We start from the raw sequence: 14,708 nt of genomic DNA, 5'->3' as shown, positions 1-14,708 counted from the left end.
ATTCCTGCCGAGGTCGCCCAGTGGAACGGGCGACCCCGGCGTGAATGGCGATTCTCGGCGGTGTTGCGACGGGCGGGCGGGGTCTAGGCGCCCCAGCCGGCCTGGGTGCCGCCGACACGTTCGTCGCGGATTCTCTCCTGGTAACCGGATGCCTCGAACGCCTTCATGGGGTCGGCCGGAAGCGCGCGGGACTCGCGCCACGCGGCGAGGTCGGCGCGGACATCCGTGTAGAAGGCGTCCATCATGATGCCGTTGGCGCCGAGGACATCGCCCGCTTCCTGGGCCGCCGTCAGGGCGGCCCGGTCGACACTGAGGGCGCGGGCGGTCATTTCCTGCACGTTGAGCACGGAACGGATCTGCCCCGGGATCTTCTCCTCGACGTTGTGGCACTGGTCGAGCATGAACGCGACCGTGGAGTCGGGTCCGTAGCCGCCGCCGCGGATGACCTCGTAGAGGATCCGGAACAGCTGGAACGGGTCCGCGGCGCCGACGATGAGGTCGTCGTCGGCGTAGAAGCGGGAGTTGAAGTCGAAGGAACCGAGCTTGCCCAGCCGGAGGAGCTGGGCGACGATGAACTCGATGTTCGTGCCCGGGGCGTGGTGCCCGGTGTCCAGGCACACCATGGCCTTGTCGCCGAGGGCGGAGACCTGGGCGTAGCTGGTTCCCCAGTCGGGGACGTCGGTGTGATAGAACGCCGGCTCGAAGAACTTGTACTCGAGCACGAGGCGCTGGTCGTCGCCAAGACGGGCGTAGATCGTGGCGAGCGACTCGGCGAGGCGGTCCTGGCGGCCGCGGATATCGCCCTGGCCGGGGTAGTTGGTGCCGTCGGCTAGCCAGATCTTCAGGTCGGTCGAGCCGGTCTGGTTCATCACGTCGATGCAGTCGAAGTGGTGGTCGATCGCCATCTGGCGCACCCGGGGATCGAGGTGCGTCAGACTGCCGAACTTGTAGGCGTCATCCTGGAAGGTGTTCGAGTTGACCGTGCCGAGCGCGAGGCCCTTGTCGCCGGCGAACTCGCGCAGGTCGGTGTAGTCCTCGACCTTGTCCCACGGGATGTGCAGGGCCACCTTCGGCGAAAGGCCCGTGACCCTGTGCACCTGCGCGGCGTCGGAGATCTTCTCCTGGATGGTGCGCGGCGTGCCGGGCGTGCCGAAGACCTTGAACCGGGTGCCCGAGTTACCGAAGGCCCAGGACGGCAGTTCGATGACCTGCCCCTCGAGCTGGGTCAGGACGGAAGGGCTGATGCTCACGTTGTGCTTCTTTCGGTCGGGGCAGCGGATGCCGCGGCGAGGGCGTCGAGTTGGTCTTCCAGATTGAAGATCTCGGTCAGTTGGAGGAAACCGGTGTCTGGGGCACCGTCGAGGGCGACGAAGAAGTCACCCATCTCGGCCTGCCAGCGCGCGTTGACCTCGGTCGCGGCCATGCCGGCCTGAGCCGCGGCGAGACTCGCGGTCTCGAAGTAGCCGATCAGGAGGCCGTCGTCACGCAAGAAAATGGAGTAGTTGTTCCAGCCGGTGCTCTTGAGGGCCAGCAGCATGTCCGGCCAGACGGCGGCGTGGCGACGTCGATATTCTGGGATCAGCTCCGGCTTGACCTGGAGCTGGAAGCACACGCGGTGCTGGGTGTCGCTGCTCGACATTGAGGTTCCTTGCTGGTTCGGTATTCACGAATGAATCGATTCAATCTACCCGGTGCGGGTCGCGCGGCGCAAGGCGATCAGGACAACGTCACGTGCCGATGCTCGATGCCGAGCAGGTTCGCGGCGGCCCCGATATCGGCCGCACGGTGTCCGACGCACAGTGCCCAGTGATGGCCGATCCCGGTCTGGGACCACTCGTCGACCCACCGGCCGGGGTCCCCGCCGAAGTCGACGCGGGAGGTCGTGTTCCCGATGGCGAGGAGCGGGCCGGGCTTCACCTCCCCCTCACTCGTGATGAAGACGAAGCTCCCGTCCGGGTCCTGGCCGAGACCGAAGGTCGTGACCGGGCCCGCCTTCACATCGAATTCAACAGACACGCCCCATCCGCGTTTGCCGTGATAGACGCCCAGCCCTCTCAGGAGGGGCACAGCCGAGCTCACCGCGAGGTGCGCCGGACCATCGTGCCCCATCTCCACGACATTGTCGAAGAAATTGAGCGCCTGGATCTCGGTGAATGAGCCCCCGGCTCCGATTGCGTGAGCGGCCAGTTGCGCGATCGACGTGCGGAGCTCGTACTCTCCCGCCATCGGAACGCCCCGCGCCGTCAGAATCGAGGAGCCCAGGATCATGCCAGCGCCGAGCCGCTCGTGCAGCTCGCCGGCCAGACCGCGGTGATAGTAGGCGATGGTGTCGAGGTCGAAATCGTCCACGAGCCGATCCAGCCCGACGGAAACCCGGGCACCCCACGCGAAGTCCTCGTCCAGCACGGACTCGTCGATGTCGAACAGCTTCCTGGCCAGGTCCATCCGGTCGGCGACCTGGGTGTCGGTCACCTGATTCACCCGCTCGCGCAGGTCGTCGAACTCGAGCACCTCGACGTGGGATCCGAACGTGGTCGCCACCCGGGTCAGGTCAGTCGACACGTCCAGCATCCCCGGATACAGGTGCCCCATCAGGCCGTGCCGTGCGTTCCGCAGCAGGGAACGCACCCCGGCGGCGTGCACCCATTGGTCGATCCGCGCCCAGGCCGATTCTTGTCTGAGGTAGCCGGAGACCGACCGGAACGGGATGCCCGCCCGACGGAAGACGTTGGCGACCTCCGGCACCGGACACTGCCCGCAATACGCGAGCCATTTCCCGGTGTCGAACGTGGCATGGTCCATGGCTTCGGTCGGTTGCAGGTCGATCACGAGCACGGGGGTCTTGGCCTTCTGCGCGATCGGCAGCACCATCGACGAGGTCAGGTAGGTCGCGAGGAAGACGACGATCAGGTCGCAATCCGCCTGGCGCAGCTTCTCCGCCGCGATGCCGGCGTCCTGAGCATCGGACACGAATCCGGCATCGATGACCTCGGCATCGAGCCGGTTGAACCGCTCTGTCACGTACCGGGCGGATGCCTGCAATTGCGGGAGCAGGTCGGGGAACTGAGGCCAGTACGCGCCCAGACCGCCCGACACCAGACCGATGCGCGTGGGCTTGCGCTTCTTCGGCTCGAGCAGCGCGCCGGCCGAAGGACCGAGATTCTGGATCATGGGTGAAGACTCCTGCGTCTGGCCGGGCCGGCCGAAAGGTGGGCCGGCCGAAAGGTGGGCCGGCCGAAAGGTGGGGTGGGGCGGATGCCGGGCATCCGCCCCACGTGTGCACTACTTGTGCTGCTGGTGCTGCTGGTACTGCCGCCCGTCAGGGCCGACCGTCGACCTAGAAGTCGTACTGGTCGATGTTGTCCTTCGTGAACGTGGTCGGCGGGCCGACGACAACAAGGCCGTCTGCGCCGACCTTTTTCTCACCCAGCGCGCCGGCGGTGAAGGTGTCGCCTTCCTTGCCGGTGATCGTGCCGTCGACGAGTGCCTTCCCGGCGAACGCGGCGACGTAGCCCAGCTGCGCCGGGTCCCAGAGGGCGAACGCGGTGACGGTGCCGTCCTTGACGAAGGGGCGCATTTCGTTCGGCAGGCCGAGTCCGGTCAGCGCGACCTTGCCCTTGTACTCCGACGTGGAGAGGTAGCGGGCCGTGGCGGCGATGCCGACCGTCGTGGGCGAGATGATGCCCTTCAGGTTGGGGTGCGCCTGCAGCAGGCCCTGGGCTTCCTGGAACGACTTGGTGTCATCGTCATCGCCGTAGACCTTGGCGACGAGCTTGATGTCCTTGTACGCGGGGTTGGAGGCGAGCTCCTCCTCCATGAACTTGATCCACCCGTTCTGGTTGGTCGCGTTCGCGGTCGCGGAGAGGATCGCGATCTCACCCGAGCCGCCGATCTGATCGGAGATCAGCTTGGTCTGGATGAGTGCGACATCCTTGGCCACGACCTGGCTGATGAACACGTCGCGATACTTGGGGTTCGTGTCCGAGTCGAATGCGACGATCTTCGCTCCGCCCGCGCGAGCCTCGGTGAGTGCCGGGCCGACGGCGTCGGGGTCGTTCGCGGCGATGACGATGACCTTCGTGCCGGCCTGGGTCTCCGCGTTGATGAAGGAGACCTGGCTGGACGCGCTGGCCTCGAGCGGGCCGACGACCTGGGTGGCGCCGAATCCCGCCTCCGTCGCGCCCTTCTTGCCGCCGCCGAGGACGACGTCGGTGTACGGGTTGTTGAGCTGCTTGGGGATGAACGTGATGCTGAGATCACCGGCGGCCGCGCCCGCGGTGCCCGTGCTGGTCGAGCTGCTACCGGAGGCGCAGCCCGTCGCGAGGAGTGCGACGGTCGCGGCAACCGCTGCGACCGAGACGAGGCGACGGGCCGCCGTGCCTTTCCTACCGTGATTGCGAATGAACTCCATTGTCATTTCCTTTCCGGAACGCCGGATGCTGTGGCGTTGGTTGCTCCCGAGGCGGGTACCTGGGGAAGTGTGTTGTGCAGCCGTCTCGACTGCCGCCACGCTTTGATGGCGGCGTAGACATTCGGTGTGACGACGGATGCGATGAGCAGCGTTCCCGTGACGATGATCAGGACCACGTCGGAGATTCGCTCGAGGCGCAAGGAGAAGTTGATGGTGCCAATGAGGAGCACGCCGGCGATCACGCCCGGTATCGAGCCCTTGCCGCCGAAGATCGACACCCCGCCGAGCAGCACGGCCGCGATGACCGTGAGTTCGAGGCCGGTCGCGTTGTCACTGCGGGCGCTCGAGTAGCGGAGCGTCCAGAAGATGCCGGCGAGCGCGGAGACCGTGCCGGTGCCGACGTAGAGCCAGAACTTGGCCCTGGCCACCCGGATGCCGACGAACGTCGCGGCCTCTGTGCTGAAGCCGAGGGCGTACAGTCCGCGACCGAAGGGGGTCAGGTGCAGGAGCACGCCGAAGAACAGGGCGACCACGGCGACAGGGATCATCATGGTGGGAATGCCCGTGCCGCCGAGCTTCGAGGTGAAGAACGCGGTGAGTTCCGGCGGGAAGTTCGCAATGGCATTGTCGCCGATCACGACGAGTGCGAGGCCTCGGTAGAGCGCGAGGGTACCGATCGTCACCGCGAGCGAGGGCAGTCCGACCACCGCGATCAGAAAACCGTTGAACGCACCCGCAAGCACGCCGGCGAGCACGCAGACGACCAGGACCACCTCGATCGGGATGCCGGCAGCCCACAGCACGCCCATCAGCGCGCTCGTCAGTCCCGCGACGCTCGCGACGGAGAGGTCGATTTCGCCGGTGATGATGACGAGGGTCATCGGCATCGCGATCAGGAGCACCGGGATCACATCGAGCAAGAGGAAGCCGACCGTCACCGGCGTCGCGAAACGCGGAATGGCGATGCTCGCGTAGAGCACGAAGACGATGAGCGCGTAGATCATGATCGCGTCGCGGCCCAGGAACACGCGTGCCGCACCGGTTCGTCCCTTCGGGACGGAAGCCAGTGTCTTGTCGGTGGAGATCAGCCGGGTGTCGAGGGCGGTGATCCGGTCGGGGCCGGCCGGTGCCGGGGACTGCTTGGTGTGGTTAGACATCGCGGGCCTCACTGATTCGGAGCTTTCGGGCCGTCCGCACGCTGGCGATCCGGTCGATGATGACGGCGCTGAGGATGAGCATGCCGACAATGGCCTGCTGCCAGAACTTGTCGACCCGCACGGCCGTGAGTGCGCTCGTGATCGTCGTGAGGAGCAGGGCGCCGATTGCCGCCCCGACGACCGAGCCGCTGCCGCCCGAGATCGCGACCCCGCCGACGACGGCGGCCGCGACGACCGCAAGCTCGAGCCCGGTTCCCGTCGTCGCGCCGACCGAGTTGAAGCGACTCGCGTAGAGCACGCCGGCGAGACCGGCCAGAACGCCGTTGAAGAGGAAGGCCAGCAACACGCGCCGGCTCACGGGGATACCGAAGAGCAACGCTGCGTCCGGGTCTGAGCCGATCGCGTAGAGGTCGCGGCCCGCGCGGACCCCGTTCAGGTAGATCGCGACGATGGCAATGACGACGACCGCGATGAGGGTGATCAGCGGAAACCCGAACACGGTGTCCACGGACAGCGATCCGAAGGCTTCTGGCCGGTCACCGGCGAAGTACTGCGTGCCACCGGCCCAGGAGTTGTTGATGCCCCGGTAGATATAGAGGGTGCCGAGCGTGATCACGAGCGCTGGCACCTTGGCGACCGTGACCAGGATGCCGTTGATCGCGCCGAGAATGGCGCCGAGCAGCATGCCCGCGACGAAAACCACGACGATCGGGATCCCCGGCACATTCGCGAACAGGGTGCCGGTCCCAAAGGCGACGAGGCCGAGGATGGAACCGACAGAGAGGTCGACGTTTCGGGTGATGATGACGAGGGCCTGGCCGACCGCGAGGATCATCACGATGGTGGCGTTCAGGAGCAGGTCCTTCACGCCCTGGGGGCTCAGGAACAACGGGTTCGCGATCGTCGTGATGACGACGAGGGCGATCAGGGCGAGCGTGACGGGCAGTTCACGCAGGCGGAGGAGTGCGCCGAGACGGCCCGACCTCGCGCCGTCGGTGCGCTCGCTCTTGCCGGGGGGCACGGTCGGGGCAATGGTCATTGAGTGCGCTCCAGTGACGCGGTGGCCGCGTGCATGATCGATTCGGGGGTGGCTTCCGCACGGCTCAACTCGGCCGTGATCCGGCCCTCGTGCATGACGAGAACACGATCGGCCATGCCGAGAACCTCGGGCAGTTCGCTCGAGATCATCAGGATCGCGATGCCGCGACCGGCGAGGTCGGAGATGAGCCGATGGACCTCGCTCTTGGTTCCCACGTCGATGCCTCGGGTCGGCTCGTCGACGATCAGGAACTTCGGGTCGGTGGCGAGCCACTTGGCGAGCACGACCTTCTGCTGGTTTCCACCGGAGAGAGTGGAGACGGCGTACTCCTGGGAGGTCGTCTTCACGTGCAGGCGCGCACTCCACTCGGCGGCGGCCTTGCGTTCGGCCCGGACGTCGATGATTCCGAAGCGGGCGAGCCGGTCGCGCAGTGTGAGCGCCGTGTTGCGGGCGACCGAGAGGTCCATCACGAGTCCCTGCTTACGCCGATCCTCCGGGACGAACCCCATGCCGGCGTCGATCGAGGCCTTGGGGTTGTGCGGCTTGAGGCGTGTGCCCAGGAACTCGACGGAGCCACGGTCATACGGATCGATCCCGAAGACCGCTCGCGCCACTTCGGTGCGGCCGGCGCCGACGAGGCCGGCGAGGCCGACGACTTCGCCGGCCTTCACCTCGAAGCTGATGTCCGAGAACACACCGGCGCGACCGAGCCCCCTGACGCTCAGGACGGTATCGCCGACCGGAGCCGCCGTCTTGGGAAAGAGCGCCCCGACGTCGCGGCCGACCATCTCGCGAACGATGGCGTCGACCGTCACATCCTTTGTGACGTGGGTGGCGATGTAGCGGCCGTCGCGCATCACCGTGATCCGGTCGCAGAGGTCGAAGACCTCATCGAAGCGGTGTGAGATGAACAGGATGCCCGCGCCATTGGCGCGCAGATTGCGTGCGACCTGGAACAGCCGCTCGACCTCAACACCGGAAAGCGCTGCAGTCGGCTCATCCATGATGAGTATCTTGGCGTCGAGGGAGATTGCCTTGGCGATCTCGATGATCTGCTGGTCGGCGATCGACAGCCCCTCTGCGACCCGATCGGGGTCGATCCGTACGCCGAGCTGTTCGAAGAGCTTGCGCGCGGCCGACCGCATCGCGGCCCGGCTGATCAGCCCGAGGCGACCTTTCGGCTGTCGCCCGATGAAGATGTTCTCGGCGACGGTGATATCGGGGAAAAGGGTGGGCTCCTGGTAGATGACGGAGATTCCGACCGCCTTGCTGTCGGCGACGTTGCGGAACACGACCGGCCGCCCGTCGACCCGGAACTCGCCGGCGTCGAGGTGGTACAACCCCGCGAGAATCTTCACGAGGGTGGACTTGCCTGCCCCGTTTTCGCCGACCAGGGCGTGGATCTCACCGGGGAGGATTTCAATGGTTCCTTCGGCGAGAGCGACGACCGGGCCGAAGGCTTTGACCGCGCCGCGCAGGGCGAGCCTCGGTTCGAGCGCCTCACCGGGTGGTGTGCTGGTTTCACTTGGGCTGGCGATGTTCGTGCCTCCACGTTGAGGGTGAATCGTTTCAGGACCGTGCAGAGTTGAATATAGAACCAGTTCCGAACATCCGTCAATATCCAAAATCCGGCAGTGCCGGAACGTGATTGAAACGAGACACTCGCAGCCGTCGACCCGATGATTCGTTTCAACCCCGCGGACCGGGTGTTCTAGACTTCTGTCAAGCGCAAGGGTGCGCAACATATTTGAGCGAAAGAGTGCACGTGGCAGCGATCAGCGTACGAGACGTAGCGGCCAGTGCCGGCGTGTCCGTCGGCACGGTGTCGAACGTGCTCAATCGTCCGGACAAGGTATCCCCGAGCACCGTCGAACGCGTCCAGGCGGCGATCAGCCAGCTCGGTTTCGTGCGCAACGACGCAGCCCGCCAACTCCGCGCCGGACGTAGCCGGAGCATCGGCCTCGTCGTCCTCGACGTCGCCAACCCCTTCTTCACGGATGTCGCGCGCGGCGCCGAAGACCGCGCCGCCGAGGACGGCCTCACGGTCCTCCTGGGCAACAGCGACGAGAACCCGGGGCGCCAGAGCGCCTACCTCGACCTCTTCGAGGAACAGAGGGTGCATGGCGTGCTCATCTCGCCCCTCGGGGACGTGGGCGACCGCCTCTCGCGGCTTCGCGCCCGCGGGACACCGACCGTGCTCGTGGACCGTGAGATCGCCGACCGGAGCTTCTCGTCCGTCGCCGTCGACGACGTGGCCGGCGGATACCTCGCGGTGAGCCACCTCGCGGCCATCGGACGCACCCGGATCGCCTTCGTCGGCGGCCCCCACAGCATCCGCCAGGTCGTCGACCGGCTCGAGGGAGCGCGCAAGGCCGTTGCCGAGCACCCGGGCGTCGTCCTCGAGACGATCGACACGGAGTCGCTCTCCGTTCTGCAGGGGCGCTCCGTCGGCGAGAAGCTGCTCGCCCGCCCGGCAGGCGAACGCCCGGACGCGGTGTTCGCGGCCAACGACCTGCTCGCGATGGGCGTGCTCCAGGCGTTGAATATGCTCGGTGACGTACGCGTCCCCCGCGACATCGCCCTGATCGGCTACGACGACATCGCCTTCGCGTCCGCGGCCGTTGTCCCGCTGTCGTCGATCCGCCAGCCGAGCGCCCTGATCGGGTACACGGCCGTCGACCTGCTGCTGCGCGAGGCGGAGGGCGGCGAGGACTTCGAGCACGAGCAGATCCAGTTCCAGCCCGAACTCATCGTGCGCGCGTCGACAGCCGGCTGAGCGCGGGACATCCGCCCGCCCACCCGCACACCCGCACGCACGAAATCGCCGAGTGTCGCCGTCCCTGCCGAGGATCGCCCGCATAGCGGCGACTCTGGGCGGCTACGGCGACACTCGGCGGATGGTGCGCGACGAGTACCCGGGTGCGGCTAGAAGTGCATGTTCATCGCGACCGGTTCCCCGACGACAGCCGTTGCGAGGACGGACTCCTCGGCCACGACGTCTTCCGGGTAGCGTTCGGCTTCGATCTGCTGGAGGCTCTTGCCCTGGGTGTGCGGCGCCCAGACGGCTCCGACCACGAGCGAGACGGCGAGGAAGCCGATCAGGATGAGTCCGAGCCAGGACAGCCCGATCGAGGTCAGCAGGATCGGGAAGACCATGCTGAGCAGGCCGACCATGATCCGGGCGACGAAGAACAGGATGCCCTGCGCGCTTGCCCGGTACTCGGTCGCGAAGAGCTCACTGGCCCAGAGGCCGTAGAAGGCCTGTGCGCCGATGCCGGCTGCGACGCCCCAGAGCACGGCGAAGGAAAGCAGCGCCGGCATGGTCGGTTCGGCGAACACGAGCACGGCCCAGGCCGCGATGCCGAGAAGCGAACCGACGATGTAGAGGATGCGGCGGTTGAACCTGTCGGCGAGGCGCATGAAGCCGAAGTAGGTCGTGGCCACGGTGAGGCCCCAGACGAGCGCCTGCAGCAGGTACTGCTCGGTCGCGCTCTCAACACCGGCGGCGGCATACACCCGCGGCATGAAGATCCCGGCCTGTCCGGCGACTATATTCCAGAACGAGTACACGCCGATCAGGAAGAAGATCGCGGTGATGTTCGCCTTCTTGCCGAAGAGAGCCTTGACGCCATGGAAGACGTTGGTGGATGTCGCCTTCGCGTTCGATTCCTTCCAGATGGCCGTCTCCGGCAGCCCCTGCCGCATGTACCAGGTGATGAAGGCCACGACGAAGAGCTCGGCGAAGATGAGCCGACTGCCGAGGAGGCCGAGGGGCTCGACGGCGACGGCGAGCAGGAAGCCGATCAGCGGGCCGCAGGACCACGCCAGCTGGGCGGCGCCGACGTGCTTGGCGCGCTGGCCGGCCGGCGCCTGCTCGGAGAGGTAGGTCCACGAGGCCGGAACGCCGGCCCCGACGGCGATGCCGGTGATGATGAAAGCGAGCAAGAGCATCCCGTAGCTCATCGCGAAGACCGCGAGGGCGACGCCGATCATGTACACGATGAGGTCGTAGGTGTAGATGAATTTACGCCCGTACTTGTCACACAAGGGGCCGCCGATGAGCGCACCCGCCGCAGCGCCGAACGCATTCGCGCTCAGGGCCGCGAGCAATCCGACCGCGAAGTCGTCGATGCCGAATTCCTTCTGCCAGAGCGACAGGCTGGTGGCGATCGCGATGATCGATCCCGCTTCGATGTAATTCGACATCGCCACCGAGATGGTGGCTTTCATTCCGGTTGTGCTTTTGTTTCCAATTCGGACCACGAATGGCCCTCCTTTGCTCTCGTCATTGATGCAGAGGCTCGTGGCCTCGGCTTCGAGGACGCGATGCGGTGGCGCCGGTGGCGCCGCGGCCCGCGCTGAATGAAACGATTCAACGAGGCACGTGAGCAGACTACGTCAAAATCGTGTGCTTGCCTAACCTTTTCGGGTGCGCCTCGCGAGGGGGCGGGATCCAGGGGAGCGGGCAAGTTGACGGGCTGCCGCTTCCGGAGTTATAGTCGAGATAGTTGAAACGATTCAATTACCACGAAGACGAGGACATCCCATGAGCTTTGCCAGTCGCGAACTCCGCGAAGAAATCCTGTACTGGTGCAAGGAGTCGGTGCGTACCGGACTCAACTTCAACACCCAGGGCAACATCTCGATTCGCCTGCCCGAGCATGACGCGATCGTCATTACGCCATCCGGCATCCGCTACGACGTGCTGACGGTCGACGAGATGGTCGTCGTCGGCTATGACGGCGTCGTCATCGAGGGGGACTTGTTCCCGTCGACCGAGACGGATGTCCACCTCGCCCATTACCGCCGCCGCCCCGACATCAACGCGATCGTGCACACCGAGTCGCCGTACGCGAACATGTTCGGCGCCGTCGGCAAGACCATCGACCCCGTGCTGCTGAACATGGTGCTCTACGCCAAGGGTGCCGTGCGCATCATGCCGTTCGAGTTCTCCACCAACAAGGACTTCGGCGAGCTCAGCGCCGCGCTCATGGGCGACGACACGAACGCCGTCGTCTGGGGCAACCACGGCATGATCTCGGTCGGCGAAGACGTCGCCGGCGCATTCAAGGTCGCCGTCGCGGTCGAGGCCAACGCACAGGTGCTCTACGGGGCCCTGCAGCTCGGCACCCCGAACATTCTCGAGCTCGAGAAGATCGTCATCCCCGAGGGTGCGCGCCTGCCCTAAACGGCATTCGGCACCCGGTGTGCGGCGACCCCGAGCGGGCCGCCGCCGCGCTCAACCCCAGCAGTATCCACAGACAGACCCACAGAGAAGTGACCCCATGACGGTATCCGCAGAAACCCTTCGCCTCCTGGAAAGCCAGGCCATCGAGCTCCCGTCGTGGGCGTTCGGCAACTCGGGCACCCGCTTCAAGGTCTTCTCGACCCCCGGCACGCCGCGCACCCCCCAGGAGAAGATCGCCGATGCCGCAACGGTCAACAGGTTCACCGCGCTTTCCCCGAGCGTCGCGATCCACATTCCGTGGGACAAGGTCGACGACTATGCGGCGCTCGGAAAGTACGCCGAAGACCTCGGCGTCACGCTCGGCACGGTCAACTCGAACACCTTCCAGGACGACGCCTACAAGTTCGGCAGCCTGACCCACCTCGACCCGAAGGTGCGCCAGATGGCGATCGATCACCACTTCGACTGCATCGACGTGATGAACCAGACCGGCTCGGAAGACCTGAAGATCTGGCTAGCCGACGGCACGAACTACCCCGGCCAGGGCGATATCCGCGGCCGTCAGGACCGCCTCGCCGATTCCCTCGGCAAGATCTACGCCCGTCTCGGCGAGCACCAGCGCCTGGTGCTCGAGTACAAGTTCTTCGAGCCGGCGTTCTACCACACCGACGTGCCGGACTGGGGAACCAGCTACGCCCAGGTCTCCGCCCTCGGCGACCGCGCCATGGTCTGCCTCGACACCGGCCACCACGCGCCCGGCACGAACATCGAGTTCATCGTCGCCCAGCTGCTCCGCCTCGGCAAGCTCGGCTCGTTCGACTTCAACTCCCGCTTCTACGCCGACGACGACCTCATCGTCGGAGCGGCGGACCCGTTCCAGCTGTTCCGGATCCTCTACGAAGTCATCCGCGGTGGCGGCTACGGACCCGACTCCACGGTCGCGTTCATGCTCGACCAGTGCCACAACGTCGAAGAGAAGATCCCGGGGCAGATCCGTTCCGTGCTCAACGTGCAGGAAATGACCGCTCGCGCGCTCTCCGTGGACACCGTCGCCCTCGCGGCGGCGCAGGAGGCCGGCGACGTCCTCGGCGCCAACGGCATCATGATGGACGCCTTCTACTCCGACGTGCGCACCGACCTCGCCGCGTGGCGCGAGTCCCGCGGACTTCCGGCCGACCCGATGAAGGCGTTCGCGGCATCCGGCTACCAGGAAAAGATCGCGGCAGAACGCGTCGGCGGCACCCAGGCCGGCTGGGGCGCCTGACCCCACCCACCGCGCACCACCTCCGAGAGTCGCCGTTAACGCCCAGATCACCCGTTACACCGGGCGATCTCGGCAACAACGGCGACTCTCGCTGCACCACCCCATATGCACGTCGACAACAGAGAGTACGAAGATGACCACCAGCACGGATGCCGCAGTCGTCGCGGCCGTCGACCTCGGCGCCACGAGCGGCCGGGTCATGCTCGGCCACGTCGGGCGCGAGGGCATCAGCCTTCGCTCCGTGGCCCGGTTCCCGAACGGGCCGATCCGCCTCAATGAGGACGGGCATCCATCGCTGCACTGGAACATCGTCGAGCTCTACCGGAGCGTGCTCGCCGGCCTCACGACCGCGGTCGCCGAAGAACCCGGCCTCGTCAGCATCGGCGTCGACTCCTGGGCGGTCGACTACGCGCTCCTACGCCAGGGTCGGATGCTGCAGCTCCCGTACCACTACCGTGACGCGCGCACCCAGCCCGCCGTCGATCTCGTCCACCGGGTCGCCACCCCCGCAGAACTCTACGTGGCCAACGGACTGCAGTTCCTGCCGTTCAACACGCTCTACCAGCTCACCGCAGACCTGACCACCGGCTCGCTCGACCAGGCCGACCAGGTGCTTCTCGTGCCCGACCTCCTGAACTACTGGCTCACCGGGACCGCCGTCGCGGAGCGCTCGAACGCCTCGACCACCGGGCTGCTCAACGTGCGCACCCGTGAGTGGGACGAACCGCTCATCGACCGGCTCGGCTTCGACAGGCGGATGTTCCCCCGGCTCGTCGACGCGGGCACCCGGATCGGTGCCCTGCTGCCCGACGTCGCTGGCGAGATCCGGGCCGGCGGCCCCATCGACGTGACGGCAATCGGCTCGCACGACACGGCATCCGCCGTCGTGGCCGTGCCCGCGCAGGGCGAGGACTTCGCCTACATCTCCTGCGGCACCTGGGGGCTTGTCGGCGTCGAGCTCGAGGCCCCGGTGCTGAGCGCGGCCGGCCGCGCGGCCAACTTCACGAACGAGGGCGGCGTCGACGGCCGGGTGCGCTACCTGCACAACGTGATGGGCCTCTGGCTGCTGAGCGAGTCGATCCGCACCTGGGAGCACGCCGGCGAGACGATCGTCCTCGCCGACCTGCTCCGTGCGGCCGGCGAGGTGACCGGGCCCGTCGCCGTGTTCGACGCCGATGACCAGCGCTTCCTGGCTCCCGGGGACATGCCCGCGCGCATCCGTGATTACTGCGTCGAACACGACCTGCGCGTGCCGAGGTCGAACGCCGAGCTCGTGCGCTCGATCCTCGAAAGCCTGGCGGATGCCTTCGCGCGCGGAGTCGAACAGGCCGGCGTGCTCTCGGGCAAGAACGTCCGTGTGGTGCACATCGTCGGCGGCGGCTCGCAGAACCGTCTGCTCTGCCAGCTCACGGCTGACCGGATCGGGCTGCCCGTGCTCGCCGGCCCGGTCGAGGCGACCGCGATCGGCAACGTACTCGTGCAGGCCAGGGCCCAGGGCCTCGTCACCGGTTCGCTCGAGGAGCTGCGCGCGCTCGTCGCCCGCAGCTTCGTGCCCGAACGGTACACGCCGGCCCGGACTCTCGTCAGCCGGTAGCCGGCTCGGGGAAACTGGGGAAACAGAAAGGAGCGGCCGGCGCACACGCGCCGGC

At 66.7% G+C, this 14,708-nt stretch carries 12 protein-coding genes; 4 read left to right on the top strand and 8 right to left on the bottom strand.

Translation table 11 applies throughout. The features are described from left to right. Nucleotides 1–83 precede the first annotated feature (83 nt). From rhaI (QN350_RS16855) to QN350_RS16825, 7 genes are all read right to left on the bottom strand, one after another. Nucleotides 84–1,250 carry an L-rhamnose isomerase gene (gene rhaI, locus QN350_RS16855; RefSeq protein WP_322138466.1) on the bottom strand — a complete coding sequence of 389 codons (1,167 nt, stop codon included), beginning with the start codon at nucleotides 1,248–1,250 and terminating at the stop codon, nucleotides 84–86. After that, nucleotides 1,247–1,639, bottom strand: coding sequence for an L-rhamnose mutarotase (locus QN350_RS16850; protein ID WP_322138467.1), 393 nt, complete (start codon nucleotides 1,637–1,639; stop codon nucleotides 1,247–1,249). Before QN350_RS16850 ends, rhaI (QN350_RS16855) begins: the two co-directional genes overlap by 4 nt. Before the next feature lie 77 nt (nucleotides 1,640–1,716). Further along, complete coding sequence (locus QN350_RS16845) at nucleotides 1,717–3,171, bottom strand: L-fucose/L-arabinose isomerase family protein (RefSeq protein ID WP_322138468.1); 1,455 nt, start codon at nucleotides 3,169–3,171, stop codon at nucleotides 1,717–1,719. Between the two features lie 166 nt (nucleotides 3,172–3,337). Then, the gene (rhaS, locus tag QN350_RS16840) at nucleotides 3,338–4,411 is read right to left on the bottom strand and encodes a rhamnose ABC transporter substrate-binding protein (protein ID WP_322138469.1); all 1,074 of its coding nucleotides are present in this window, start codon (nucleotides 4,409–4,411) and stop codon (nucleotides 3,338–3,340) included. 2 nt (nucleotides 4,412–4,413) lie between these two features. Beyond that, nucleotides 4,414–5,568: an ABC transporter permease gene (locus QN350_RS16835; protein WP_281533560.1), complete on the bottom strand. Its 1,155-nt coding sequence runs from the start codon at nucleotides 5,566–5,568 to the stop codon at nucleotides 4,414–4,416. Next, a complete protein-coding gene (locus QN350_RS16830) occupies nucleotides 5,561–6,607 on the bottom strand; it encodes an ABC transporter permease (protein WP_322138470.1) in 1,047 nt (348 codons plus the stop codon). The genes QN350_RS16835 and QN350_RS16830 overlap by 8 nt, the downstream gene beginning before the upstream one ends. After that, a complete protein-coding gene (locus QN350_RS16825; protein ID WP_416173054.1) occupies nucleotides 6,604–8,145 on the bottom strand; it encodes a sugar ABC transporter ATP-binding protein in 1,542 nt (513 codons plus the stop codon). Before QN350_RS16825 ends, QN350_RS16830 begins: the two co-directional genes overlap by 4 nt. 227 nt (nucleotides 8,146–8,372) lie before the next feature. On the opposite strand from QN350_RS16825, the gene QN350_RS16820 reads away from it, so the two are divergent. Continuing rightward, complete coding sequence (locus QN350_RS16820; RefSeq protein WP_322138471.1) at nucleotides 8,373–9,383, top strand: LacI family DNA-binding transcriptional regulator; 1,011 nt, start codon at nucleotides 8,373–8,375, stop codon at nucleotides 9,381–9,383. Nucleotides 9,384–9,532: 149 nt separating this feature from the next. On the opposite strand, the gene QN350_RS16815 is transcribed toward QN350_RS16820, so the two are convergent. Continuing rightward, nucleotides 9,533–10,837, bottom strand: a complete 1,305-nt coding sequence (locus QN350_RS16815; protein WP_322138472.1) for an MFS transporter — start codon at nucleotides 10,835–10,837, stop codon at nucleotides 9,533–9,535. Between the two features lie 316 nt (nucleotides 10,838–11,153). On the opposite strand from QN350_RS16815, the gene QN350_RS16810 reads away from it, so the two are divergent. The 3 genes from QN350_RS16810 to QN350_RS16800 all read left to right on the top strand — a co-directional run bounded on the left by QN350_RS16810 (nucleotide 11,154) and on the right by QN350_RS16800 (nucleotide 14,653). Next, entirely contained in the window at nucleotides 11,154–11,795 is a 642-nt protein-coding gene (locus tag QN350_RS16810) for a class II aldolase/adducin family protein (protein ID WP_134446406.1), read from the top strand. 97 nt (nucleotides 11,796–11,892) lie between these two features. Continuing rightward, nucleotides 11,893–13,059: an L-rhamnose isomerase gene (gene rhaI / locus QN350_RS16805; protein WP_322138473.1), complete on the top strand. Its 1,167-nt coding sequence runs from the start codon at nucleotides 11,893–11,895 to the stop codon at nucleotides 13,057–13,059. Nucleotides 13,060–13,192: 133 nt separating this feature from the next. Then, nucleotides 13,193–14,653, top strand: coding sequence for a rhamnulokinase family protein (locus QN350_RS16800; protein ID WP_323516937.1), 1,461 nt, complete (start codon nucleotides 13,193–13,195; stop codon nucleotides 14,651–14,653). Nucleotides 14,654–14,708: the final 55 nt, after the last annotated feature.

The organism is Cryobacterium sp. 10I5 (genome assembly GCF_035019865.1).
Taxonomy (GTDB): Bacteria; Actinomycetota; Actinomycetes; order Actinomycetales; family Microbacteriaceae; genus Cryobacterium; species Cryobacterium breve_A.
This window is presented reverse-complemented; position numbering and strand designations above follow the sequence as displayed.